General features: G+C 63.8%; 22 protein-coding genes, 2 tRNA genes and 1 pseudogene. 9 read left to right on the top strand and 16 right to left on the bottom strand.

Features of this window, described 5'->3' with window-relative positions; translation table 11 throughout:
• Position 1: 1 nt before the first annotated feature.
• A complete protein-coding gene (locus GRI42_RS06785; protein ID WP_160607548.1) occupies positions 2–670 on the bottom strand; it encodes a prolyl hydroxylase family protein in 669 nt (222 codons plus the stop codon).
• 98 nt (positions 671–768) lie between these two features.
• Between GRI42_RS06785 and GRI42_RS06780 the strand changes: the two genes are divergently transcribed.
• Positions 769–1326 carry a cytochrome b gene (locus GRI42_RS06780; protein WP_160607547.1) on the top strand — a complete coding sequence of 186 codons (558 nt, stop codon included), beginning with the start codon at positions 769–771 and terminating at the stop codon, positions 1324–1326.
• A gap of 88 nt (positions 1327–1414) precedes the next feature.
• Here the strand turns inward: GRI42_RS06780 and GRI42_RS06775 are convergent, their stop codons facing one another.
• Positions 1415–2392: an RcnB family protein gene (locus GRI42_RS06775; protein WP_234033885.1), complete on the bottom strand. Its 978-nt coding sequence runs from the start codon at positions 2390–2392 to the stop codon at positions 1415–1417.
• 187 nt (positions 2393–2579) lie between these two features.
• On the opposite strand from GRI42_RS06775, the gene GRI42_RS06770 reads away from it, so the two are divergent.
• On the top strand, positions 2580–3149 hold the full coding sequence (locus GRI42_RS06770; RefSeq protein ID WP_234033884.1) for a PNPOx family protein: 570 nt from the start codon (positions 2580–2582) through the stop codon (positions 3147–3149).
• On the opposite strand, the gene GRI42_RS06765 is transcribed toward GRI42_RS06770, so the two are convergent.
• On the bottom strand, positions 3139–4947 hold the full coding sequence (locus GRI42_RS06765) for a sensor domain-containing diguanylate cyclase (protein WP_160607546.1): 1809 nt from the start codon (positions 4945–4947) through the stop codon (positions 3139–3141). The two genes, GRI42_RS06770 and GRI42_RS06765, sit on opposite strands and share 11 nt — an antisense overlap.
• Before the next feature lie 49 nt (positions 4948–4996).
• Positions 4997–6670 carry an energy-dependent translational throttle protein EttA gene (gene ettA / locus GRI42_RS06760; RefSeq protein ID WP_160607545.1) on the bottom strand — a complete coding sequence of 558 codons (1674 nt, stop codon included), beginning with the start codon at positions 6668–6670 and terminating at the stop codon, positions 4997–4999.
• Positions 6671–6795: 125 nt separating this feature from the next.
• Here ettA and GRI42_RS06755 point away from each other — a divergent pair, with 125 nt between their 5' ends.
• The 4 genes from GRI42_RS06755 to GRI42_RS06740 all read left to right on the top strand — a co-directional run bounded on the left by GRI42_RS06755 (position 6796) and on the right by GRI42_RS06740 (position 11674).
• Entirely contained in the window at positions 6796–7971 is a 1176-nt protein-coding gene (locus GRI42_RS06755; RefSeq protein ID WP_160607544.1) for a glycosyltransferase, read from the top strand.
• The gene (locus GRI42_RS06750; protein ID WP_160607543.1) at positions 7968–8966 is read left to right on the top strand and encodes a UDP-glucuronic acid decarboxylase family protein; all 999 of its coding nucleotides are present in this window, start codon (positions 7968–7970) and stop codon (positions 8964–8966) included. Before GRI42_RS06755 ends, GRI42_RS06750 begins: the two co-directional genes overlap by 4 nt.
• A gap of 38 nt (positions 8967–9004) precedes the next feature.
• Complete coding sequence (locus GRI42_RS06745; protein ID WP_160607542.1) at positions 9005–10360, top strand: M20/M25/M40 family metallo-hydrolase; 1356 nt, start codon at positions 9005–9007, stop codon at positions 10358–10360.
• Positions 10361–10465: 105 nt separating this feature from the next.
• On the top strand, positions 10466–11674 hold the full coding sequence (locus tag GRI42_RS06740; RefSeq protein WP_160607541.1) for a GGDEF domain-containing protein: 1209 nt from the start codon (positions 10466–10468) through the stop codon (positions 11672–11674).
• Here the strand turns inward: GRI42_RS06740 and GRI42_RS06735 are convergent.
• The 5 genes from GRI42_RS06735 to GRI42_RS06715 all read right to left on the bottom strand — a co-directional run bounded on the left by GRI42_RS06735 (position 11671) and on the right by GRI42_RS06715 (position 16124).
• Positions 11671–12951, bottom strand: coding sequence for an MATE family efflux transporter (locus GRI42_RS06735; RefSeq protein ID WP_234033882.1), 1281 nt, complete (start codon positions 12949–12951; stop codon positions 11671–11673). The genes GRI42_RS06740 and GRI42_RS06735 overlap by 4 nt on opposite strands.
• Positions 12952–13045: 94 nt before the next feature.
• A tRNA-Pro gene (locus tag GRI42_RS06730) sits at positions 13046–13122 on the bottom strand.
• Between the two features lie 34 nt (positions 13123–13156).
• A tRNA-Ile gene (locus tag GRI42_RS06725) sits at positions 13157–13233 on the bottom strand.
• A gap of 60 nt (positions 13234–13293) precedes the next feature.
• Positions 13294–14295 carry a polysaccharide deacetylase family protein gene (locus tag GRI42_RS06720; RefSeq protein ID WP_160607539.1) on the bottom strand — a complete coding sequence of 334 codons (1002 nt, stop codon included), beginning with the start codon at positions 14293–14295 and terminating at the stop codon, positions 13294–13296.
• A gap of 56 nt (positions 14296–14351) precedes the next feature.
• The gene (locus tag GRI42_RS06715) at positions 14352–16124 is read right to left on the bottom strand and encodes a sensor histidine kinase (protein ID WP_160607538.1); all 1773 of its coding nucleotides are present in this window, start codon (positions 16122–16124) and stop codon (positions 14352–14354) included.
• Between the two features lie 221 nt (positions 16125–16345).
• On the opposite strand from GRI42_RS06715, the gene GRI42_RS06710 reads away from it, so the two are divergent.
• Positions 16346–16810 carry an Lrp/AsnC family transcriptional regulator gene (locus GRI42_RS06710; RefSeq protein WP_160607537.1) on the top strand — a complete coding sequence of 155 codons (465 nt, stop codon included), beginning with the start codon at positions 16346–16348 and terminating at the stop codon, positions 16808–16810.
• Complete coding sequence (locus tag GRI42_RS06705) at positions 16807–17226, top strand: GFA family protein (protein ID WP_160607536.1); 420 nt, start codon at positions 16807–16809, stop codon at positions 17224–17226. The genes GRI42_RS06710 and GRI42_RS06705 overlap by 4 nt, the downstream gene beginning before the upstream one ends.
• On the opposite strand, the gene GRI42_RS06700 is transcribed toward GRI42_RS06705, so the two are convergent.
• The 5 genes from GRI42_RS06700 to GRI42_RS06680 form a co-directional block, all read right to left on the bottom strand.
• Positions 17213–17629: a DUF7079 family protein gene (locus tag GRI42_RS06700; protein WP_160607535.1), complete on the bottom strand. Its 417-nt coding sequence runs from the start codon at positions 17627–17629 to the stop codon at positions 17213–17215. The genes GRI42_RS06705 and GRI42_RS06700 overlap by 14 nt on opposite strands.
• Positions 17605–18954, bottom strand: coding sequence for an acetyl-CoA carboxylase biotin carboxylase subunit (accC, locus tag GRI42_RS06695; protein WP_160607534.1), 1350 nt, complete (start codon positions 18952–18954; stop codon positions 17605–17607). Before accC ends, GRI42_RS06700 begins: the two co-directional genes overlap by 25 nt.
• 8 nt (positions 18955–18962) lie before the next feature.
• Positions 18963–19451 carry an acetyl-CoA carboxylase biotin carboxyl carrier protein gene (accB, locus tag GRI42_RS06690; RefSeq protein ID WP_160607533.1) on the bottom strand — a complete coding sequence of 163 codons (489 nt, stop codon included), beginning with the start codon at positions 19449–19451 and terminating at the stop codon, positions 18963–18965.
• A 75-nt stretch (positions 19452–19526) separates the two neighbouring features.
• Positions 19527–19961 (bottom strand): type II 3-dehydroquinate dehydratase, encoded by a 435-nt coding sequence (locus tag GRI42_RS06685; RefSeq protein WP_160607532.1) that lies wholly within the window; start codon positions 19959–19961, stop codon positions 19527–19529.
• Positions 19962–20059: 98 nt separating this feature from the next.
• Positions 20060–20473, bottom strand: coding sequence for a holin family protein (locus GRI42_RS06680; protein WP_160607531.1), 414 nt, complete (start codon positions 20471–20473; stop codon positions 20060–20062).
• A 350-nt stretch (positions 20474–20823) separates the two neighbouring features.
• On the opposite strand from GRI42_RS06680, the pseudogene GRI42_RS13965 reads away from it, so the two are divergent.
• A pseudogene (locus GRI42_RS13965) lies at positions 20824–20982 on the top strand (integrase); the annotation flags it as partial.
• Positions 20983–21151: 169 nt separating this feature from the next.
• Here GRI42_RS13965 and GRI42_RS06670 read toward each other — a convergent pair.
• Both GRI42_RS06670 and GRI42_RS06665 read right to left on the bottom strand, forming a co-directional pair.
• Positions 21152–22189: a sensor domain-containing diguanylate cyclase gene (locus GRI42_RS06670; protein ID WP_160607530.1), complete on the bottom strand. Its 1038-nt coding sequence runs from the start codon at positions 22187–22189 to the stop codon at positions 21152–21154.
• Position 22190: 1 nt separating this feature from the next.
• Positions 22191–22412: a hypothetical protein gene (locus GRI42_RS06665; RefSeq protein WP_160607529.1), complete on the bottom strand. Its 222-nt coding sequence runs from the start codon at positions 22410–22412 to the stop codon at positions 22191–22193.
• Positions 22413–22610: the final 198 nt, after the last annotated feature.

The following is a 22610-nucleotide window of genomic DNA, read 5'->3' as shown; positions in this document are numbered from 1 at the left end:
GTCAGACGTGCTTGCGCGTCCGGTACCACTTGGTCAGGACGTATTTCGCACCCTTTATGACCGGTGTGCCCGCGTGCATCGTGCCTTCGTTGGGCACCCCGTCAGGCGTGGCATTGTTCCACACTAAGAGGACGCCGGGCTTGGGTTCGATCGACGCGCCGACCTCGGTGAAATGCGTGTGCCCGCCTTCTTCCACCACGTTGAGGAAGGCCATGGCCGTCCAGCACCGCTGGCCGCCGCGCTTGCGTTCAAGCTGCCAGTATTCCTGGTCTGTATAGAACCAGTCGTTGTGCGGCTTGAATTCCTGCCCCGGCAGGTAGCGCTGGCCCTGGATGGATTCGCCGCACATCGGGTTCATGCCGAGCAAATCGTCGATCCGGCGCGAGATGCCCTTCACGAAGGGATCGCGCGGATCAAAATTGCCCGAATAGGAGGTGCGGAACTTCTCGATATAGGCGGTCTCGTGCAGTTCGCTGGGTCGCGCGACGACATCGATCATGGTGATGAAGCGGCGGCATTCCTCGCGAGAGAGGAAGTTCGGCACGGCGAAGATTTCCGCCTTTTCGGTCGGCACCTTGTAGATGTCCGGATCGGCCTCGAGGCGCGCACGCACCTGCTTGCCGATGCGCTTCAGCGCGTCCTGGTCGGGAATGATTGCGGTCTTGGTCATGGCCCGACTGTTACCAATCGGGGCGCGCCCCGCAAGGCGGCATCTTGTGCCGCACACGCAAACGTCTAGTTTCTCCGCAAACTTCGGGGAGACAAACTATGGATACCACCACCAGCGGCCGCCGCTATTCGGTCGGCGCGATGATATTTCACTGGGTTATCGCGGTCGCGGTGATCGTGAACTGGCGCATCGTCGAGGCGGCAGAGCACCTGGGCGATGCAGAAAAGGCGCCGCTGATGGCCAATCACAAGGCGCTGGGCATCACCATCCTGCTGCTGACGATCGGCCGCCTGCTGTGGCGCTGGACCCATCCGGTCCCGCCGCTGCCGAGCAATCTCGCGAACTGGGAGCGGGTGCTGGCGCGCACGGTCCACGTGATCTTCTACGTCCTGCTCATCGGCCTGCCGATCGGCGGCTGGCTGGCCGGCTCCTTCTTCGGGATGGGCGTCGATGTCTTCGGTATCTTCTCGCTGCCGGCGCTGCCGGTGGGCGAAAACCCCGATGCCGGCAAGGCCATCATCGGCTTCCACAAGACCGGCGGCGAGGTCTTCATCTACCTCATCGCGCTGCATATCCTTGGGGCCCTGAAGCACACCTTCTTCGACAAGAACGGCGGCGTCTTCCGTATGCTGCCCTTCGGCAAGGTGCCGGGCTGAGGCAAAGAAAAACCCCCGCCGATCGCTCGGCGGGGGTATCTTGCCCGAAGGGCCACTCTTCTCCCTTCGGGCAGGAGCTTCGAAGGGCTTACCAGAAGAAGTCGTAAATCACGTCGACCACTTCGCCGCTGTAGATATCGACCAGCAGCACGTCGTCGTAATACCGGACCCAGCGATAGGGGCCGTAGACTTCCGGCAGGCGATAACGCCAGGGATCGTTGATCCAGTAGCGGCTGCCGAAGAACAGGTCCCCGAGATAGAAACCGATGTTCAGGCGGCGATAGCTGTATCCGCGATAGGGCGCATAATAGCGGCCGAGACGGAAGATGCTGTGGTTGTGATTGCGATAGCGGTACCAGTCGTAGCGCGTGTTCGAGCGCCAGTGACGGTGGTCCCACCGGTCGTAATCGTGCCAGCGGCGTCCGTCGTAATAGCGGGCGCGGCGATCGTTCCGGTCGCTCCGGCGAGCGTCGCGGTAGCCGTCACGATAGGCATCGCGGCGGATCTCGCGGTTCTCGCGGTAATCGCCCCGGCGCTCGTCACGGCGGCCGTCGCGATAGGCTTCGCGACGCGCATCCTCGACGCGTTCACGGCGGATGATGCGCGCGGCATCGCGATTGCCGTCGCGGCGCTCGGCGCGGCGGTCGTCACGACGATCGTCGCGGCTTTCCGAGCGGTTCCAGTTGCGACCTTGGCGTTCCTGGGCCACCTCCGCGCGACGCTGCGACTGGTTCCAGTCACGGCCGCGACGCTCCTCGCCACGCGACTGCGCGGTGGCGACGGTCTGGCGACGGTCGATCTGGCGCTCGCGCATGCTTTCGACAGGGGCGGTGCGCTCGATACGCGGGCCGGGTTCTGCGCGGCGTTCCTGGCGCACCTCGCGGCGCTCCTGGCGAACTTCACGGCGTTCGCTGCGGCGTTCCTGGCGGCGTTCGCCGCGTTCGCGGTCGGGGCGTTCCTGCGCGGTGGCTTCGGCAGCCGACGCCTGGGCGGGCAGGACGGTGGTCGCCATCGCAATCGCGAGAGCACCCAGGGCACTGCCTTTCATCAGCTTGGTCACAGTCATTGAGCTATCCTTTTTCGCTCGTGAGACCGCTCCACCACCCGCGGCTCCTACTTCGATGTAACACGATGTAGCAGAACGTCCTGTCTTGTAACTGAACCGGCCTGCCTGCCTCCCGTTCATGTTCAAGCGGTCCAACCTGAACATCGACGTCTTGACACCAAGCCGCCTCTGGTGCGTTTGCAACGCCATGTACGACACGCTCGACAAGGTCCGCGCCGATATCGCCGATCGCCTCACCATGGCCGCATCGGGCCGCAAGTCGGCGATGCACACGCCGGTCGTGATAACCCCCGATGCAGACGCACGGATCATGGTGCTGCGCGAATTCGACATCGACAGTTCCACCTTGCGGTTCCACACCGATATCCGCTCGCCCAAGGTGCAGGTGATCGGCGAGGGAGCCGACATGGCGGTGCTGTTCTACGATCCCGATGCGAAGGTGCAACTGCGCTGCCGGGGGCGGGGCCGGATCGAGACCGATACGCCGCTGGCCGATGCAGCCTGGGCCTCGAGCACGAAATTCGCGCGCAGGTGCTACCTCGGCGCAGCGCCGGGCGAGGAAAGCGATGGCCCGTCCAGCGGGCTTCCCGACTGGGCGCAGGGCGAACAGCCGACCGATGAACAGCTGGTGCCCGCGCGGGCCAATTTCGCCGTCTTGCTGGTGACGCTGTCGGAAGTGGACTGGTACTGGTTGTCCCACGAAGGCCATCGCCGCGCGCTGATCGGCGACACAGGCGACCGCTGGCTTACACCCTGATGAGATTGCCTTCGAACACGACCGAGCGGTTCCGCCCGCCGCGCTTGGCGAAATAAAGCGCCTTGTCGGCAGCGTTGAGGAGGTCGGTCTCGCTCGCCCCTTCGCCCAGTTCGGCGATCCCTATGCTGAGGGTCAGTTCGCTCAGCCCCTCGACCGGCCAGGCATAGGTGCACAGGAAATCGCGCAGCGCGGTGCAGCGCGTATCCAGTTCGCTGGCGCCGAGACCGCGGGTCACGATAAGGAATTCCTCGCCCCCGAAACGCCCGACCATTCCTGCATCGGCGAACCGGTCCGACAGGATCGAGCTAAGCTGCTGCAGTGTGCGGTCGCCCGCTTCATGACCGAAACGATCGTTGATCGACTTGAAGTGATCGACGTCGACCATGGCGATGGCCACCTTTTCAGAGCGCGCGCGCCCGTCGAGCACGGTGCGTTCGAGATCGGACAGGATCTTGCGGCGGTTTGCGATGCCCGTGAGGTGGTCGGTTTCGGCCAGCAGGCGGGTTTCCTCGGCCTCGCGCTCGGCATGGGCGCGGGCGTTGGCCAGTTCGCGCATGGTGTTTGCGCGGTCGGTGATGTCCATCATCGTGCCGAAGATGGCGATCTTCTGGGGGTCGTCGGCCCATTCGACTTCGCCGCGGCATTCGGTATCGAACATCTCGCCCTGCGGGCCCGGTATGCGCGCCTCAAACACGAAGGGCACGCCCGTGGCAAGCGATTGCAGCAGAACGTGCGCCACGCGCTTGCGATCGTCGTCATGGAAGAGATCGGCGATGTCGGCGACGGTATGCGGGCGCGCATCCTCACCCAGCATCCGGCGCGCTTCCGACGAGAGATAGACCGCGCCGTCCGACGGAGCGTAACGCCAGTGCCCGACCTTGGCAGCCTTTTCGGCGGAAGTAAGGAAGCGGTTGCTGGTCGACAGCTTGACCAGGTCGCGCTGGCGCTGCGCCAGCATCAGGGCGACCGGCATGGCGCTGACGAGCAGGCCGAGGAAATAGACCTGCAGGAACAGGACCTGCTGGCCCTGCAGCGGGAAATAGCCGCTGACCGGTCCGGTATCGTAGACCGTCAGCACCGATCCGATGACCGCCACCACCAGCAGGGCAAGCGCCGCGCCGCTGAGGCCCAGCGCAGCCGTGGCGATGGAGATTGCCAGCACCGGCAGGAAAAGGAGCGGGACCTGGGCCTGCCCGAAGGCGGCGAGCGATGCGACCGCCACCAGCATCAGCGCCCAGACCGTCCGCACGCTGACCAGCCGCTTGCGCCCCTCGTCGCTCTGGACGAGGAAGAGGATGAACGGCGCCACGATCAGCATGCCGAGGCCGACAGTCGTCGCCCACGAGGTCAGGAAGTCGAGATCGAACTTGGCCGACAGCACGCCGGCGACGCCTGCGCTGAGCATGGCGACGAAGATGGCTGAGGCGGCAAAGCGGATGAGGTTCATCGGCCGCGCCAGCAGCTTGCCGCGGCTCTTTTCGCCGCCCATCAGGTAGAAGACCAGCCAGCCTTCGGCGAGGTTTGCGACCGTGTAGCCGAAGCAGGCAAGGAGCGAGAGGCCGCCGACATAGTTCGCCAGCAGGCTCGCGATACCGACGCCCACGGTCGTCGCGAGGCGTCCGGACCGTCCTAGGTGGAGAAGCGAGGCGACGAAAATGCCGCTCGACGGCCAGACGGCCGCGATCCCGTCCTCGCCTTGCGTCAGTTCCAGCGCGATATAGGCGCAGACAAGCCAAGCCAGGCTGTAGACCAGCGGCCAGACATATCTCTCGCTATGGATTGCAGTCCCCCGGCTCAAGATTATCCCCCTTGAAAGTCCTCCTGGCCGGTCGACTGTGACGCCAGCCTTAACGCGTCAGTTTCTTGTAGGCGAGACGCGTCGGACGGTCGGCTGCATCGCCGAGGCGGCGGCGCTTGTCTTCTTCGTAAGCCTCGAAGTTGCCTTCGAACCATTCGACGTGGCTGTTGCCCTCGAAAGCGAGGATATGCGTGGCCAATCGGTCGAGGAAGAAGCGGTCGTGCGAGATGACCACGGCGCAGCCGGCGAAATTCTCGATCGCGTCTTCCAGCGCGGCGAGCGTTTCGACGTCCAGGTCGTTGGTCGGTTCGTCCAGGAGGAGGACGTTGCCGCCCGCCTTGAGCATCTTGGCCATGTGGACGCGGTTGCGTTCACCGCCCGACAGCTTGCCGACGTTCTTCTGCTGGTCCGGGCCCTTGAAGTTGAAGGCGCCGACATAGGCGCGCGTCGACATGTCCTGGCCGTTGACCTTCATGTAATCGAGGCCGTCGGAGATTTCTTCCCAGACATTGTTCTGCGGGTTCAGGTGGTCGCGGCTCTGGTCGACATAGCCGAGGCGCACGGTCGAACCGATCTCGATCGTGCCGCTGTCCGGCTCTTCCTTGCCGGTCAGGATCTTGAACAGCGTGGACTTGCCCGCGCCGTTGGGGCCGATCACGCCGACGATGCCGCCCGGGGGCAGGGTGAAGCTGAGATCTTCGAACAGCAGCTTGTCGCCATAGGCCTTGGAAATGCCCTTGGCCTCGATGACCTTGCCGCCGAGGCGTTCGGGAACCTGGATGACGATCTGGGCCTTGCCGACGGCACGGTTGTCCTGGCTGTTCTGCAGTTCCTCGAACTTGCGGATACGCGCCTTGGACTTGGTCTGGCGGGCGGCGGGCGTCTGCCGGATCCATTCGAGTTCGCGCTGCAGGGCCTTCTGCTTGCCGCTTTCCTCACGGCTCTCCTGCTCGAGACGCTTGGCCTTCTTCTCGAGGTAGGTCGAGTAGTTGCCTTCGTACGGGTAGTAGCTGCCGCGGTCGAGTTCGAGGATCCACTCCACCACATTGTCGAGGAAGTAGCGGTCGTGGGTGATCATCAGCACCGCACCGGCGTATTCCTTGAGGTGGTTTTCGAGCCATTGGACGGATTCCGCGTCGAGGTGGTTGGTCGGTTCGTCCAGCAGCAGGATCGACGGCTTCTGGATGAGCAGGCGGGTGAGTGCGACGCGGCGCTTTTCACCGCCAGACAGGTCCTTCACCGGCCAGTCGCCCGGAGGGCACCGCAGTGCTTCCATCGCGACTTCGAGCTGGTTGTCGAGCGTCCAGCCGTCGACCGCGTCGATCTTGTCCTGCAGTTCGCCCATTTCCGCGCCCAGCGCGTCGAAATCGGCGTCTGGTTCGCACATCAGCGCGCTGACTTCGTTGAAGCGCGCGACAAGATCGGCCGTTTCCTTCGCGCCTTCACGCACGTTTTCGAGCACGGTCTTGGTCGGGTCGAGCTCGGGCTCCTGCTCGAGATAGCCGACGGTGATGTTCTCGCCCGGCCACGCCTCGCCGGTGAAATCCTTGTCGATGCCGGCCATGATCTTGATCAGCGTCGACTTGCCCGCGCCGTTGGGACCCACGATGCCGATCTTGGCGCCCTGGTAGAACTGCAGGTTGATGTTGTTCAGCACCGGCTTGTTTGCACCGGGGAAGGTCTTGGTCATGTCCTTCATGACAAAGGCGTATTGGGCGGCCATCGGGCGTGTCCTTCGAGCGATTCTGTTCGGGAATGGAAAGGTTGCGCGCCAGATAGTCGTAGCTGTGGCTGGGGGCAAGCCGGAGGGTGGCATTACGGCCTGCCTTGGCCTAGCGCTTGGCGGCAATGGACGAAGGGTCAGCCAACACGGGCAAGCTGCCGCAGGTCGCGATCCTGTTTTCGCAGTTCGCCGCCTATCACGTCGACCGGGTCGAGGCGGCCGCGCGCCGGCTGGCCGGGCGGGCCGAGGTGCTGGCGGTCGAATATGCCACCACCAGCGCGACCTATGCGTGGGAGCCGGCCGAGGGCATCGAACATGCCCGCCACGTCACGCTGTTTCCCGGCAAGTCCTATGACGAGGTCGGCCACCTTGCGCGCTACCGCGCGGCGATGAAGGCAGTGCGCGATGCCGAGATGGTCTGCATCGGCGTGCCCTATTCGGAACGCGACATCATCGCCCTTTCGTGGCGGCTGGCAGCTGCGGGCAAGCGCGTGGTCATGATGACCGAAAGCAAGTTCGACGACTTTCCCCGCAGCCTGCCGCGCGAACAGGCCAAGGCACGGCTGCTGTCATCCTATCGCGCAGCCATCGTGGGCGGCCTCAGGCAGCGCGAATACCTGCGCTTCCTCGGCTTCGGCGACAAGCCGGTCCTGCCGGGATACGACAGCGTGGGCCTTGATCGCATCAGCGCGCAAGGCGCGGGCGAAGCGGTGCGCTGGGAAGATAGGGACTTCCTGTTCGTCGGGCGCTTCGTGGAGAAGAAGAACCTGTCGGTCCTGCTCGCGGGATACGCACGCTATCGCGAACTTGCCGGTTCCGCTGCGCGCCGCCTCGTCCTTGCCGGCGACGGCGAGTTGGCCGGCGCGCTGAAGGAACAGGCGGGCGAGGGCGTCGTATTCACCGGTTTCCTGCGGGCCGAAGAGGTGTCGCGGCGGCTCGCCCGCGCGCTGGCCCTGTGCCTCGTCAGCACCGAGGAACAATGGGGGCTGGTGGTCAACGAGGCCGCGGCCTTCGGCGTGCCCGCGATCGTTTCCACTGCCGTGGGTTCGCGCGATGCGCTCGTGCGCAGCGGCGTCACGGGTCACGTGGTCGAACCGCAATCGGCAGAAGGCATCGCCCATGCCATGCTGGCGCTGTCGAAGGACAAAGCGGACTGGCAGAGATACTCGCAGGCGACTACCGCACGGGCCCACATGGGTGATACCGAGCGCTTCGCCGATGCGGTTGAGGCGCTGTTCGACCCCGACAGCAAGGGCGCTGAGCGGGCAGTTCAATTCTGGGAGGACATGGCCGGCACATGAGCGGCTCCGACAAACCGAGCGCCCTGTCGCGCTATTCGCTGACCAAGCGCGTCATGGTGACGGGCGGGGCGGGCTTCCTCGGTTCGCACCTCGTCGACCGGCTGCTCGCCGACGGCCACGAGGTGCTGTGCGTCGACAATTTCTTCACCGGCGCGCGCGCCAATGTCGCGCACCTGTTCGACCATCCGCGTTTCGAGCTGCTGCGCCACGACATCACCATGTCGCTGTCGGTGGAGGTGGACGAGATCTACAATTTTGCCTGCCCCGCATCGCCGATCCACTACCAGTTCGACCCCGTCCAGACGACCAAGACCAGCGTCATCGGCGCGATCAACATGCTCGGCCTTGCCAAGCGGCTGCGCGTGCCAATCCTGCAGGCATCGACCAGCGAGGTGTACGGCGATCCCGACGTGCACCCCCAGCCGGAGACCTATTGGGGCAACGTCAACCCGATCGGCCCGCGGTCCTGCTATGACGAGGGCAAGCGCTGCGCGGAAACGCTGTTCTTCGACTATCGCCGCCAGCACGACCTGCCGATCAAGGTTGTGCGCATCTTCAATACCTATGGCCCGCGCATGCATCCCAATGATGGGCGCGTGGTGTCGAACTTCATCCTGCAGGCGCTGCGGGGCGAGGACATCACCATCTTCGGCGACGGAGAACAGACGCGCAGCTTCTGCTATGTCGACGACCTGGTCAACGGCTGCGTGCGGATGATGGCGACGGATGCCGATACGACCGGCCCGGTGAACCTTGGCAACGAGGCCGAGTTCTCGATGCTGGAACTGGCGCAGACCGTGCTCGACATCGTCGGCGGCAGCTCGAAGCTGGTCCACAAGCAGCTGCCGCAGGACGATCCGCGCCGCCGCCGTCCGGACACGACGCTGGCCCGGGAAATGCTCGGCTGGGAGGCAACCACGCGGTTGCGCGAAGGGCTCGAAAAGACCGTGCGCTATTTCGACCAGAGCGGTTTCGCTACGCGCGCGCCCGATTGACGCTTGGCACGGCGGCTGCGGCTGCTAGCAAGCGCGCCATGAAAAAACAGATCGTTGCGCTCGCCGCGCTCGCCTTCGCCGTTCCGGCCCTTGCAAACACCGCCGACGAGGCCCTGACCGGCGATATCATCGCGTGGGATTTCGTGGAGAGCATTACCACCGAAGTCGGCCCGCGCATGCCGGGCACCGAGCAAGAGGCGCGTGGCCGCACCTGGGCGATGGCCTGGCTGAAGCGCAACGGCTTTGCCAATGTGGCGGACGAACCGTTCGAAATGGAAACCTGGGTGCGCGGACAGGAACTTGCCTGGGTCACCGCGCCCTTCGCCCAGCCGATGGCGATCACGGCCCTCTCGACTACCAGCTCGACCGGCCCAGAGGGGATCGAAGCGGAGGTGGTCTATTTCCCCAGCTTCGCCGATCTGCGTGACGCGGAAGCAGGCAGCCTTGCAGGCAAGATCGCCTTCGTGAGCCACGACATGCGTCCCGCACAGGACGGCTCGGGCTACGGCTTTGCCGGACCGGCGCGATGGACCGCGCCTTCGCTGGCGGCGAGCAAGGGGGCGGTTGCAACCGTCATCCGATCGGTCGGAACCGACAATCACCGTGTGCCGCATACGGGGACGACCACTTTTGCCGAAGGGGTGGAGCCCATCCCGGCAGGCGCGCTGTCCAATCCCGATGCCGACAATCTGGAGCGCATGTTCGCGCGCGGCCAGACGGTGCGCATGAAGCTGCTGCTGACGCCGCGCGATCTCGGCACGACCACCAGCGGCAACGTCGTGGGCGAGATCACCGGGCGTGACCCCTCGCTCCCGCCGGTGCTGCTTGCCTGCCATCTCGACAGCTGGGACCTCGGCACGGGCGCAATCGACGACGGGGCGGGCTGCGGCATCATCGCGGCGGCGGCAAAGCATGTCGCGGCACAGGGCAGGCCCCTGCGCACCATCCGCCTGCTGTTCGCAGGGGCCGAGGAAACGGGCCTGTGGGGCAGCGCTGCCTATGCCAAGGCCCATGCGGACGAGCCGGTCTATGTCGGTCTCGAAAGCGATTTCGGCGCCGACCGCATCTGGAAATTCGATACGAACTTCACCGCCAGCGATCCGGCGCTGTTCGGCCAGATCGCGCGCGCCGTCGCGCGCTTCGGCGTTGCGCCGTCGCGCGGCGTGGCCAGCGGCGGGGCGGACCTCAACCTGGTTCGCGAGCAGGGCGGGGCGCTGATCGACCTGCGGCAGGACGGCACCCGCTATTTCGACCTGCACCACACGGCCGACGATACGCTCGACAAGATCGACCCCGTGCAGCTGCGCCAGAATGTCGCCGTCTGGACCGAGGTTGTGGGAATCCTCGCCAATCGGGAGGGGCCGATATTGCGCAGTGCCGCCCCCGGTAACTAAGGGCGCTAGCCGATAAAGGGCGAAAATCACTCGATAATCGCGCTTTTCCTCAACAACAAATTAACCTTCGCGGGTTAGCTGGGGGCTTTCGGGGGGAAACCACGCATGCGCGAACAGATAATCGGACTGATTACTCCGCTTTCGGCGGTGATCTTCTGCGTCCTGTTCCTCGTGATCTGGAGGCGCGGGAAGATGGACAATTACGTCCTCGCTTTTGCCGCGACCTATTTCTTCTTCACCGTAGGCTTCACGGTGACGCACCTGCTCGACACCGCATCGAGCTACGTGTTCCACCTCACGCAATTCTTCTATTCGCTCAGCGTCGCATCGGCGATCTGGGGCCTGACGCGCCGCGTCGGCCAGCCGCCCTATCTCGGCGCGCTGCTGCTGGTTTACGGACTGTCGGCAGCCACGCTTGCCGTGGCCGTGGCGGTCTCGGCGGACATTTCGTCGCGCCTGATCATCGTGAACACCGGATACGGCGTGATGTATGTGATCGGCCTGATGTCGCTGCTCAATGCGCACCGGCGCGAAGCGATCGACCGCTTCGTGATTTTCATGCACGTGCTGCTGGCCGCGCAATTCCTGATCCGCCCCGTCGTCACGCTGATGTTCGAGGGCAGCATCATCGCCAGCGAATACCGCGAATCGATCTATTATTCGGTCGTGAACCTCTCGCTCTCGATCATCTCGCTTTCCAGCGCGCTGGTCCTGCTGGGGGCCTGCATCTACGACCAGATGGTTGCCGTGCGCGAGAAAGCCGAACTCGACATGCTGACCGGTCTCAGGACGCGCCGCGCCTTCGAACAGGACGTGATTGCCTGGCTCGAAAAGGCGAAGCAGGAAGCCGTGCCCGTATCGCTCGTCGTCGCCGACATCGACCACTTCAAGGCGGTCAACGACGTCTACGGCCACCAGACTGGTGACAATGCGATTGCCGAATTCGGCGAAGTCATCCGCTCCACCATTCGCGACACCGACATTGCCGGCCGCATCGGCGGCGAGGAATTCTGCGTGCTCGCATGGAATTGTGACGGCGCGGCAGCCATGGCCATGGCCGAACGTGTGCGCCGCCGCTTCGGTGACCGCGCCATCGAAGGCATGCCCGAAGACCACCGTCTCACGGCAAGCTTCGGCGTTGCCGGGCGTGACGAGGGCGAAGGCTACGGCAGGCTCTTCGCACGCTGCGACGCGGCGCTCTATGCCGCCAAGCAGGGCGGGCGGAACCGCATCGTCCACGACGGCAAGATGGACAAGAACAACGTCGTCACAGAATGGCGCGGCGAGGACGAACTGCGCGCAGCGCGCGCCTAGGCGGACGGCCTCGCGCCAAACTCCCGGTCCAGCAGTCGCGGCATCAGCAAGAGCTGGAAACCGGCTCGCGCCACCAGGAACACGGTGAACGACAGCCACAACCCATGCGCGCCGAGCGGCCAGCTGAGCCATAGCGTTGCGGCGTAGACGGCAGACGCCAAGGCCATCGAAACGAGCAGTGCCCGCGTCCAGCTGGCACCCACAAATATACCGTCGAGGACGAAGCTGGCGACGCCAGCAAAAGGGATGACGATCAGCCACGGGGCAAGCGCCAGCGCTGTGGCTTCCACGTCCGCCGTCGCCGCAAAGCTCGCCAGCACAGGACCCGAGAACAGGGCGAAGGCCAGCGCGACAACCGCCGCGGCGCCCGTTCCGCGCAGCAGGATCGCGCGTGCATAGGCGACAAAGCCCCTCCGGTCGCTTGCGCCCGCCCGCTCGCCATTGAGGACCTGCGCCGCGTTCTCGAACCCGTCGAGCAGCAGGGCGGTGAAGATAAACATCTGGTAGAGGATGCCGTTCGCCGCGAGCAGCACTGCGCCGCGCTCTGCCGAAAGGCGCGTCAGCGCGGCAAGCGATACGGTCAGCACCAGCGTGCGCAGGAACAGGTCGCGATTGACCGACAGGAAGGGACGCAGCGAGTGCCACTCCAGCGTCGAATGTTCCCTGAGCGCGCCAGCCACCTGACGCAGCAATTCGCCGCGGGCGAGGAACAGCGCAAGCGCGGCCAGCTTGCCGTATTCGGCTATAAGGCTTGACCAGCCGATACCCGCAATGCCCCAGTCCAGCGCGAAGACGAACCACAGGCCAAGCAGGATGTTTGCAAGGTTGTAGGCCACTTCGAACAGCAGCACGGCCTTCATCTGTCGCCGACCGACCATGAATCCGATAAGCGCGAGATTGGCCATCACCGCCGGCGCGGACCAGTAGCGGATTTCTGCATAGACCCGTGCGGCGTCGAGCACCGCGCCCTCGGCGCCCAGCGCCTCCAGCGAGAGCGGCAGCAGCAGCGGCTGTGCAACCAGCAACATGGCCGCAATGGCAAGGCCCACGACCAGTCCGCGCACAAGCACCGAGACCTGTGCATCCATGCCGGACCGCGTGCCTGCCTGTGCGACGAGTCCGGTGGTGCCGGTCTTGAGGAAGTTCATTACCGTGAACAGCACGGCGAAGAGACGTGCCCCCACGTCAACCGCGCCCTGCGTCGGAGCATCGCCCAGCTGGCCCACGATCCACATGTCGCCGATGCCGATCAGGGCGGTCGCGACATTGGTCACCATGGCAGGCAGGGCGATCGCCCATATAGCGCGCCGGTCGGGGATTGCGGGAGAGGCGGAGGCGGTCAGTCTGTCCTCCTTCCCTCTGCTTGCCGTGTGGTCGGGGAGACAGGATTCGAACCTGCGACCCTCTGTTCCCAAAACAGATGCGCTACCAGGCTGCGCTACTCCCCGACACGGGCAAACACGACCGGATGGACGGACTGGCTGGTGGGCCCGGCAGGACTCGAACCCGCGACCTAGCCGTTATGAGCGGCCAGCTCTAACCAACTGAGCTACAGGCCCACGCCATCCGCCGATCTGGCGAATGCCGCGACTAGCCGCGCCTTCGCATATGCGCAAGCGTCAGACCTCCACCGATTGGACGATTTCCCGCACCGTAGTGGGCCGCACGCCGCGCATGGCGAAATAGGCATAGACCCCGCGCAACCAGTCGTAGAGATCGTCGAGGTCGTCTTCGGTGCGGACATAGGGCGTATGGCCGGGCACGAGCGAGGGGCTGTGGAAGCTGATGACGAGCAATTCCGTCCCGTCGTCCAGCGCCATGTCGATGCAGCGCAGCGCCTCTTCCTTGCTGGTGCCCTCCGGCGTCAGCGGTATGCGCTCGAACAGGCCCAGCCGGTTGAGCACGCCGCCCAGCTTCGGGAAACTGCGGAGCAGCGGCTGGACGAGCGCGCCTTGCCGGCGAAGCATGCCCCAGAAGCTGGTCGTAAGCGGCAGTTCGACTAGCCGCCGCTCCTCGTCGGACCAGTAAGGATGATCGGGATGACGGCGGAAGTCCGGCCCGCCTTGTGCGGAATAATCGTGATGCGGCCGGACGGAACTGTCGATGGCGATGCCGCGCTCCTTCAGCATGCGCGCGGTGGCAGGACCGACCCCGTATCGTCCCGCACGGTAGATTTGCGGCAAGATGCCGAAGCTGTCCTCGATCGCGTCGACCAGCCGGTTGAACTTGTCGCGTTCCAGGTCCGGCGGGAGGTTGCCGGCGAAGCTGTTGTGCACGCTGGTTTCCTCGATGAGCGGCGGATTGACCCACGGGTGCAGCTGCACGCCGATCTCGGCCTTGCCCTGCTGTACCAGCGGGACGAGGATATCGCGGGCCCGCTGCGAAGTGGCGACCGGCCAGTCCACGAGGTAGACCGGCACCACGCCCATGCCCTCACAGAATTGCTGGAATTTGGCGATGCGCAGCACGTGGCCGATGCCGTGGCCTTCGGACGAGAAAGGCTTGGACCAGTCGAATTCCTCTTCGGTATCGACCGTCAGCAGGACGCGCTGGCCGAAACCCGGCGCAAATCGCACCTTGAGCGAGGCTGGCGGCGGATCGAGCAGGCTGCGGTCGGCCAAGCGAAACTTCCCCTCAAGCGTTGTATCGCGAGCCCCCGGGAGTTTTGCCCCCCTTTTCAGCCGGCTGCACTGTCCGGCTGGTTTTCAGGGCTAGGCAGGCCGCTGGCGGCGGTCAAGAGCGGCAGGCTCAGCACCAGCGCATCGTCCACCCTTGCCAGTTCCCCGCCCGCCGCGCGCGCCTCTGCCCGCGCGAGCCTCAATGAGAAGCCGGCACCGAAAATGCCCGCACTCAGCGCGCCGGTCTGCGCGCGCGTATCGACCGAGAAGATGTCCGCCGCCTTGCGCAGGGCAGCGGGTAGGGTGAGAGCGAACTCCACCTGTTCGAGCCCTGTCCGCATCTTGAGCGATACCGTCTCACCAGCGGCCAAAGTGCCAGCGAGCGTGGCGAGTAGGCGCCACGCCAACCGTTCCGCCTCGCCCTGCGACAGGCCGATGGGCGCGCGCCCTTCGCCAAGATCGGCATCGAAGCGCGCAACGCGCGGGCTGAGCACCGGCTGCAACTGTGTCACCTGCTTGCGGGCGATGGCGGCGAAATCGGCATCGCCCTTTTCGAGGTCGAGATCGCCGGTTTCCAGCTTGGCCAGCCGGTCGAGCTCGTCGAAGCCGGCAAGGATATGCGCGGCATCTCCGGCGATGGTCGCGGCAATGGCGCGATATTCGTGGGGCACTGGGCCGATCATCTGCTGCTGGATGATCTCGGCATAGCCCTGCATGGCGTTCACCGGCGTGCGCAGTTCGTGGAGCAACTGACGCAGGCGGTCCGCCTCGGCCTCGCGGCGGTCCTCGATACCGGAAACCGCCCGACGGAAACGTCCGACGTAGCCATAAAAGCGGCCTTCGGAGCGGGTGAAGCGCGGCGTCGCATCGACCACCCAATCGCCTTCCAGCCGGACCGCGCCGCGAATGTTGACGGCCAGCGCCGCCATGGGCTGGCGCATGCGGATCGTACGCGCTGCCTCTTCGCTATCCTTCGCCATGGAAGCCATGTCCATGCCGGTCACCATCGGAGCGATAGCGGGTTCGGCCCAGTCGATGCGGCCTTCCGTGTCGCAGCCGAACAGGAACTGGTCGACGGGCTTCGCCGCGACTTGTTCGTCATCTTCGCCCAGCGGTAGGCGCGGGTCATCGCTGTCGCCGGAGCGTTCCGAACGGGTGCGCTGGAATGCCTCGATCCGGTCGACGAGTGCGCGAATACCTTCCGAACCGCCCATGGCCGGTTGGGGTTTTGGTTGCGAGACGGGTTCAGGTTCCGGCTCTGGTTCCGGCACCAGTCGTTCGGGCGAAAGCGAAAGCGGTTCCGGCTCTTCGGGCAGGATTTCGGGTTCGCTTAGCTCCGGCACCCCCTCGATATCCGGCGTTGCGAATTCTTCGACCAGGTCGAACGGTTCGGGCAGCGGCAGCGCGCGGTCGGACACGCCGAGTGCGTCGAGTGCCCGGACAGCCTCGTCCGGCAGGTCCCGGCGATGGCGCAGGAAACCGCGGGCCCGGATGGGCAGCTGCGGGATGAGCTGCTCCCACTCATCGCCCGTCAGGCGGGCGCGATAGAGCGCGGCAGCCGCGATATGGGGATGCGCCTCGCCGAACCACTTGACCAGTTCCGGATTGCGGAAACGCCAGCCGCTTTCGCCCACGATCGCGGCTCGGTCCTTGACCGGAATGATCTCGCCCAGTGCGATCAGGCGCAGGTAGGCGGCAGCCTTCAGCGCCTTGTCGCCGGCCTGCGGACGCTCTCCCAACAGGTCCAGCAGCTGGCGGAACTGTGTACGCGCCGCACGCTCGCCCGCCGCGCGATTGCGCAGGACTGTGGCAAGGCGGTCGTCAAAATGCATTGCAGCTCCGGTACAGGGAAGGTTTGCGGGCCGGTAACCATGGCGCGCCTACCCCTTCTACCGCTCCAACAAACGTGATGAACGAGATGTTTCCGCCACGTTGCAAAGCGGGACGATTGCTGGCAAAGATAATAATGTTAGCCAATCCGATGGTTGCGCCTTTTCAACATTTCTTAAGTGCGCATCGTCTTTCTGGCGTGGCGTTGTATCGAGGATATTTCATGGCGAATCTCGACGAAATCGATCGTCGTCTGCTTTCCGAACTGCAGGACGAGGGCAGAATCACCAATGTGGAACTGGCGCACCGCGTCGGTCTGACCGCCCCGCCGTGCCTGCGCCGCGTGCGTGCGCTGGAGGAAGAAGGCGTGATTCGCGGCTACCACGCGGAGCTTGATCCTTCGAAGCTGGGCTTCTCGATCACGGTCTTCGCCATGGTCAGCCTGAAGAGCCAGGCGGAAGACGCGCTGCGCGAATTCGAAAGCGCGATGAAGGACCTACCCGAAGTGCGCGAGGTCCACATGCTCAATGGCGAGATCGATTTCATCATCAAGATCGTCAGCCGCGACCTGCAGAGCTTCCAGGAATTCCTGACCAGCAAGCTGACGCCTGCACCCAATGTGGCAAGCGTGAAGACTTCTCTGACGATCCGCACCAGCAAGAACGAGCCGGGTGTCCCGCTGGGATGATCGAGGGACGCTGCCTCTGCTCGGCCGTCCGGATCGAACTGGACGAGCCTGCGGGGCAGGTCGAAATCTGCCAGTGTTCCATGTGCCGCCGCTGGGGCGGGGCGTTCTACAGCGCCCTGTCGGGGAGCGGTTTCACGATCCACGGCGAGGATCAGATCGCCGTCTACCAGTCCAGCGCCTGGGCCGAACGCGCGTTCTGCAAGACCTGCGGGTCTAACCTGTGGTTCAAGTTCCTGCCGACCGGGAACCGCAGTTTTTCTGCCGGACTGTTCGACGATGCCAGCGGCGCGGAGATCGAAAAGGAGATATTCGTCGACGAGGCGGCAAGCTGGGCCTGCGTGTCAGGCGAGCATCCGCGCATGACCGGCGAAGAGATCATCGCCGAAGCCAAGGCGGCCGGATTCAATTTCGACTAGGCTCATCATGAGCAATGATGCCCGCGATCCGGTTCCATTCGGTCGCTGCTAGCGGATAGGCCAGCCGCCCCTTGAGCCATTGTCCGAACGTCAGCCGCGAGCGCCCTAGGAAATCGCGGCGCATGATCGGCTCGATCTCGTCCTCGCCCCACAAGGCCCACTCGCCGGCCATCGACAGGAGATTGCCGCCGAATACCGGCGCGATTTCATTGCGCAGGATCGCTTCCAGCTCGGCAAGCGAATAGCCCGTCTCGCGCAAGTCACGCGCAAGGCAGTGGCGGATTTCCTCGGTGTGCTCAGTGTCGAGAAACAAATTGGCCAGCGCGGTCCAGGCCGTCAGGCGACGCGGCTCGATTTGCCCGGACCGGCGCGGATCGCTCAGCCCTCGCGCTCCTTCAGCCATTCCTCGAGCCACTTGATCGAGTAGTCGCCGCTCTTCACGTCGTCCTGCAGCAGCAATTCCTGGTGGAGCGGGATGTTGGTCTTCACGCCTTCGACGACCATCTCTTCCAGCGCGCGCTTGAGGCGCATCATGCAGCCTTGGCGCGTGCGGCCGTAGACGATCAGCTTGGCGATCATGCTGTCGTAATAGGGCGGGATTCGGTAGCCGGCGTAAAGGCCGCTATCGACGCGAACGTGCATGCCGCCTGCCGCGTGATAATAGCTCACCTGGCCGGGGCTGGGCGCGAAGGTCCAGGGATCCTCGGCATTGATGCGGCACTCGATGGCGTGGCCGTGGAACTCGATCTCGTCCTGCGAGACCGACAGCGGATGACCCGCCGCGATGCGTATCTGTTCGCGCACGAGATCGACGCCGGTGATCGCTTCGGTGACGGGGTGCTCGACCTGCAGGCGGGTGTTCATCTCGATGAAGTAGAACTCGCCGTTTTCCCACAGGAACTCGATCGTACCAGCACCGCGATAACCCATGTCGCGCATGGCCGAGGCGCAGATTTCGCCCATCCGCATGCGCTCTTCGTGGCTGATCACGGGCGAGGGCGCTTCTTCGAGCACCTTCTGGTGGCGGCGCTGGAGCGAGCAGTCGCGTTCGCCGAGGTGGATGGCATTGCCTTCACCGTCGCCGAAGACCTGGAATTCGATGTGGCGCGGATTGCCGAGATATTTCTCGATATAGACCGTGGCGTCGCCGAAGGCGGCCTTCGCCTCACTGCCGGCCTGCTGCATCAGCGTCTCGAGCTGGTCTTCGCTTTCACAGACCTTCATGCCGCGGCCGCCGCCGCCGCTCGCCGCCTTGATGATGACCGGATAGCCGATCTCGGCCGCGATCGCGCGCGCTTCCTCGATTTCGGAAACGGCACCGTCGGAACCGGGCACCAGCGGCAGGCCGAGCTTGCCGGCGGTGCGCTTGGCCTCGACCTTGTCGCCCATCGTGCGGATGTGTTCGGGCTTGGGGCCGATCCACTTGATGTCGTGCGCTTCGACGATCTCGGCGAACTTGGCGTTCTCCGAAAGGAAGCCATAGCCCGGGTGGATCGCATCGGCGTGGCTCACCTCTGCGGCAGAGATGATGTTGGCGATGTTGAGATAGCTGTCGGTGGCTGCAGGCGGGCCGATGCACACGGCATGGTCAGCAAGGCGCACATGCATGGCATCGGCGTCGGCGGTGGAGTGCACCGCAACCGTCTCGATGCCCATTTCATGCGCTGCGCGGTGGATGCGCAGCGCGATTTCGCCGCGATTGGCGATGAGGATACGCGAAATCGTCATGGCCTGCCTCAGCCGATGACGATCAGCGGCTGGTCGAATTCGACCGGCTGGGCGTTCTCGACGAGAATCGCCTTGACCGTCCCGGCCTTGTCGGCGGTGATCGGGTTCATGACCTTCATCGCCTCCACGATGACGAGGGTCTGGCCTTCCTTCACGCTGTCGCCGACCGATACGAAGTCCTTCGCACCCGGTTCGGGAGCGAGATAGACCGTGCCGACCATGGGCGACTTGATCGCGCCTTCGGCCGCGGCTGCGGGAGCCGCTTCGGGGGCAGGTGCGGCTGCTGCGGGTGCTGCGGAAGGCGCTGCGGCCATCATCGGGGCGGGGGCTGCCGCCATAGCAATGCCGCCGCCGCGCGAAACGCGAATCTTGCGGTCGCCGTCTTCGACCTCGATTTCGACGAGGCCCGTTTCACCGAGCATTTCCGCGAGTTCGCGGACCAGCGCGGTATCGACGTTCATGCCGGATTTGCCGGCGGAGGACTTGTGGTCGGACATGGGTATCCCTGAGATTGTTTGAACGGGCCTATGCGCGTCTGTCATCAAACTGACAAGGGGGAGGGGGCAAGCTGTTTACAGCGCGGCGGCCTTGTCCAACGCTACGGCATAGCTGCGCGCACCCAGCCCTTTCACCTCGTCGACGGCGGCCATCCCCACGTAGGAAACGTGCCGGAAAGCCTCGCGCCGGGCAGGATCGGACAGGTGAACCTCGATCACCGGCACTCCGATTGCGCGGATCGCATCGAGCAGCGCAATCGAGGTGTGGGTGTAGGCGCCGGCATTGAGAAGCACCGCCTTCGCGCCGCTGGCCCGCGCTTCGTGGAGCCAGTCGACCAGCACGCCCTCGTGGTTGGTCTGGCGGAAGTCGACTGCAAGCCCTAGGCCGCGCGCCTGTTCGACGAGGCTCGCCTCGATATCGGCCAGCGTGTCGGAGCCGTAGATCTCCGGCTCGCGCGTGCCGAGCAGGTTGAGATTGGGGCCGTTGAGGACGAAGACGGTGTCGGTCATGAGGCCCGTCCTAGCCCAGTCGGGACGCAAGGCAAAAGCCGGATTGCGTCCCGCCGGTCCCTACAGGATGGAACGGATGGAACACACTCCTGGCGGAATTACCGTTCCACCCCCTTGGCCTTCCCCCACTGGCGCGCGGCGGTATAACCGAGATAGCCCGTGCCGAAGAGCGCGTAGAGCTCGTCCGGCAAGCCGCGCAGGTAACGCGTGATGCCGTCGCCGATGTCGCCTGCCGCCTGCGGCGAGAAGGCGGCCAGCATCCCCATGGGGATGACGAACAGGATGATCGCATACATCACGTAGAGGAAGCTGGGCCGCGCGCGGCTGGTCCACGGATCGGCCGAATTGGCTTCGGCGACGATGGCGGAAAGGCGGGCTTCGATGGACTTGAGTTCATGCGTGCCTTCCAGCGCGAGCAGTTCGAGCTTCGCCTTCGCACGGGCTTCCTTGTCGGGGATGATCTTGTCGATGATCGAGGCGATGGGGCCGATAAGCGATTCGATAAGTGCCATTTGGTTTCTCCTTCGTGAGAAAAATAACCATATCGGCACATATAGGAAATCGGAGCGAAGCTCGTCGGTGATCGCTGCTAGCCCATTCGATGAATTACAGGCATTTCGGCGGTTTCGCGAGACAAGGTGAAGGTGCCTGGAGCACCGGACGAAACGCGCATTTCCAACCCTTGCCGTCCCTACCGCATCTACTGTGCTGGTCGGTGGCAGCTCGCTGGCGCGGTGCCAGCAGGCCGATCGCATTCCAAGCGCAATGCGCGATCGAAGCGCACCTATAGTGTGTTTGTGACCGTATCCGCCCGGACAATTCCTCATAGCTTGAGGCGAATAACGCGCCCGAAAGCGTCCGCGTCGGCGAGTGGGAGACAGCCATAGGACTTCGTCGAGAGGAATACGGGACGCACTCGATGCGACGAACGAAGGCTTCGATTATCTATCAGGGAACAGGCAACCTGAGCGCAGTCAAGATGTTGATTGGTTATTCCAAGATCGAGAACAGTGTCAGGTAACTCGGTGTCGATATCGAAGATACCCTAGTGCTCGCTGGGGGAACAGAGATCTGAGATCGAGGCGGCCGCTTCCTAAAGCGGAAGGGCCGATTCTAAAGCGGAAGGGCCGATTTCGAGTCGACCAGGTGGTTATGAATTTCTGATGCGGGGACAGTAGCCACTCGTAGACCTATGCTAAGTTTGCCTGCGGGACGCGCTTTACTGCGCGATCGGCCATCTCCACGCGGTTGCGGCCACCGTTCTTCGCAAGATACAGACGTTTGTCAGCTGCCGCTATCCACTCCGAGATATCCGAGCCTGGATCGTAGATTGCCCCTCCCACACTTATCGTACATTCGAGGCCCGAGACCTCCTCAAATCGCAACCGCTGAACAGCATGACGTACTTTCTCTGCGATCAGACCAGCCTTCGACAAGTCCGTATCCGGCAAGGTGATTGCAAATTCCTCGCCGCCCACTCTTCCGAAAATATCACTCCGTCGGATCGTTTTTTGGACGGTGGCCGCTGCGGCTCTGAGCACTAGGTCGCCTACCAGATGACCATGCGTATCATTGATGGTCTTGAAGTGGTCCAGATCGAACAGCAATAGTGCAGTAGGGGTTCCGTCGCGCTTGCCCTGTGCGAGAGCCTTCTCGGTCGCTGTGCGCCAAGCTTGGCGCGATGCAATTCTGGTCAACGCGTCGACAGAAGCGGCCTCGCGCAGTTCAATTTCGCCGACAACCAATCGCGCAAAATTAGCCAGGACAGCGATCTCAGCATTTGAAAACGCGCGCGGTTTTTTATCGATCGCGCAAAGGGTCCCGATTAAGTAACCGTCAGGCATGCGTAGCGGGATACCGGCATAAGCCCTTATGTAGGGCTCGCCGGTGACGAAAGGGTTTTTTGCAAAGCGAGCATCGAGCGTTGCATCCTCAACAATAAAAGGCGCGTCTGCTTTAATGGCATGATCGCAAATTGCCGCAGAGCGGCAGGTTTGCTGAATGCCCAGCCCTTGCGATGACTTGAACCACTGGCGATCCTCATCCAGGAGAGAAACGGCGCAGATTGGTACGCCCAACGTCATCGAGACCAATTTTGTTATCTCTTCGAACGGTTTCTCGGATGGAGAGTCTAGGATCTGGAGGCGTTCGAGCGCCTTTTGCCGACCATATTCGTCGGAAGGCTTTGCAATTGAAAGAACTCCACAATTGCTCATTTTGATGTCCATCTCACATTAGATTTTGAAGTTCGCTATTGAAGCTCTCCGCCGCGCGCTCGATCAGCTCTACGACCTCGGACTCTGACTTGCCCAAGGCGAGCAAGGAAGTCGCCAGGGTGAGTAAATTCTCTCGCTGACGGTCGGCAACTTCTGCGATGCGCGGGGGGACATCAGCATGGAGCCAGTTCGCACTAGCTCTTTCCACAATCATTTCGCCGACGTCTGTTGTCACTTATTGGTACTCGATAAGCCTCCACCTGTTGAACCAGGCCCGAGAAATTTTGGTTAACGTGGTTCTACGCCGCTTCACCTATCATCACCGAATATCCGCATTTCACCGTCAAAAAACCCAGCTCTGATGGCTCAAGGTGCCGTCTACCGCGCCATCTCTAAGGTCCGGGTTTCGCGGAAATTTCTATCTGTAGGACGG

The sequence above is a fragment of the Qipengyuania gaetbuli genome, assembly GCF_009827315.1.
Lineage (GTDB): Bacteria > Pseudomonadota > Alphaproteobacteria > Sphingomonadales > Sphingomonadaceae > Qipengyuania > Qipengyuania gaetbuli.
Note: the sequence above shows the minus strand (reverse complement) of the source record. Positions and strands in the feature narration are given on the sequence as shown.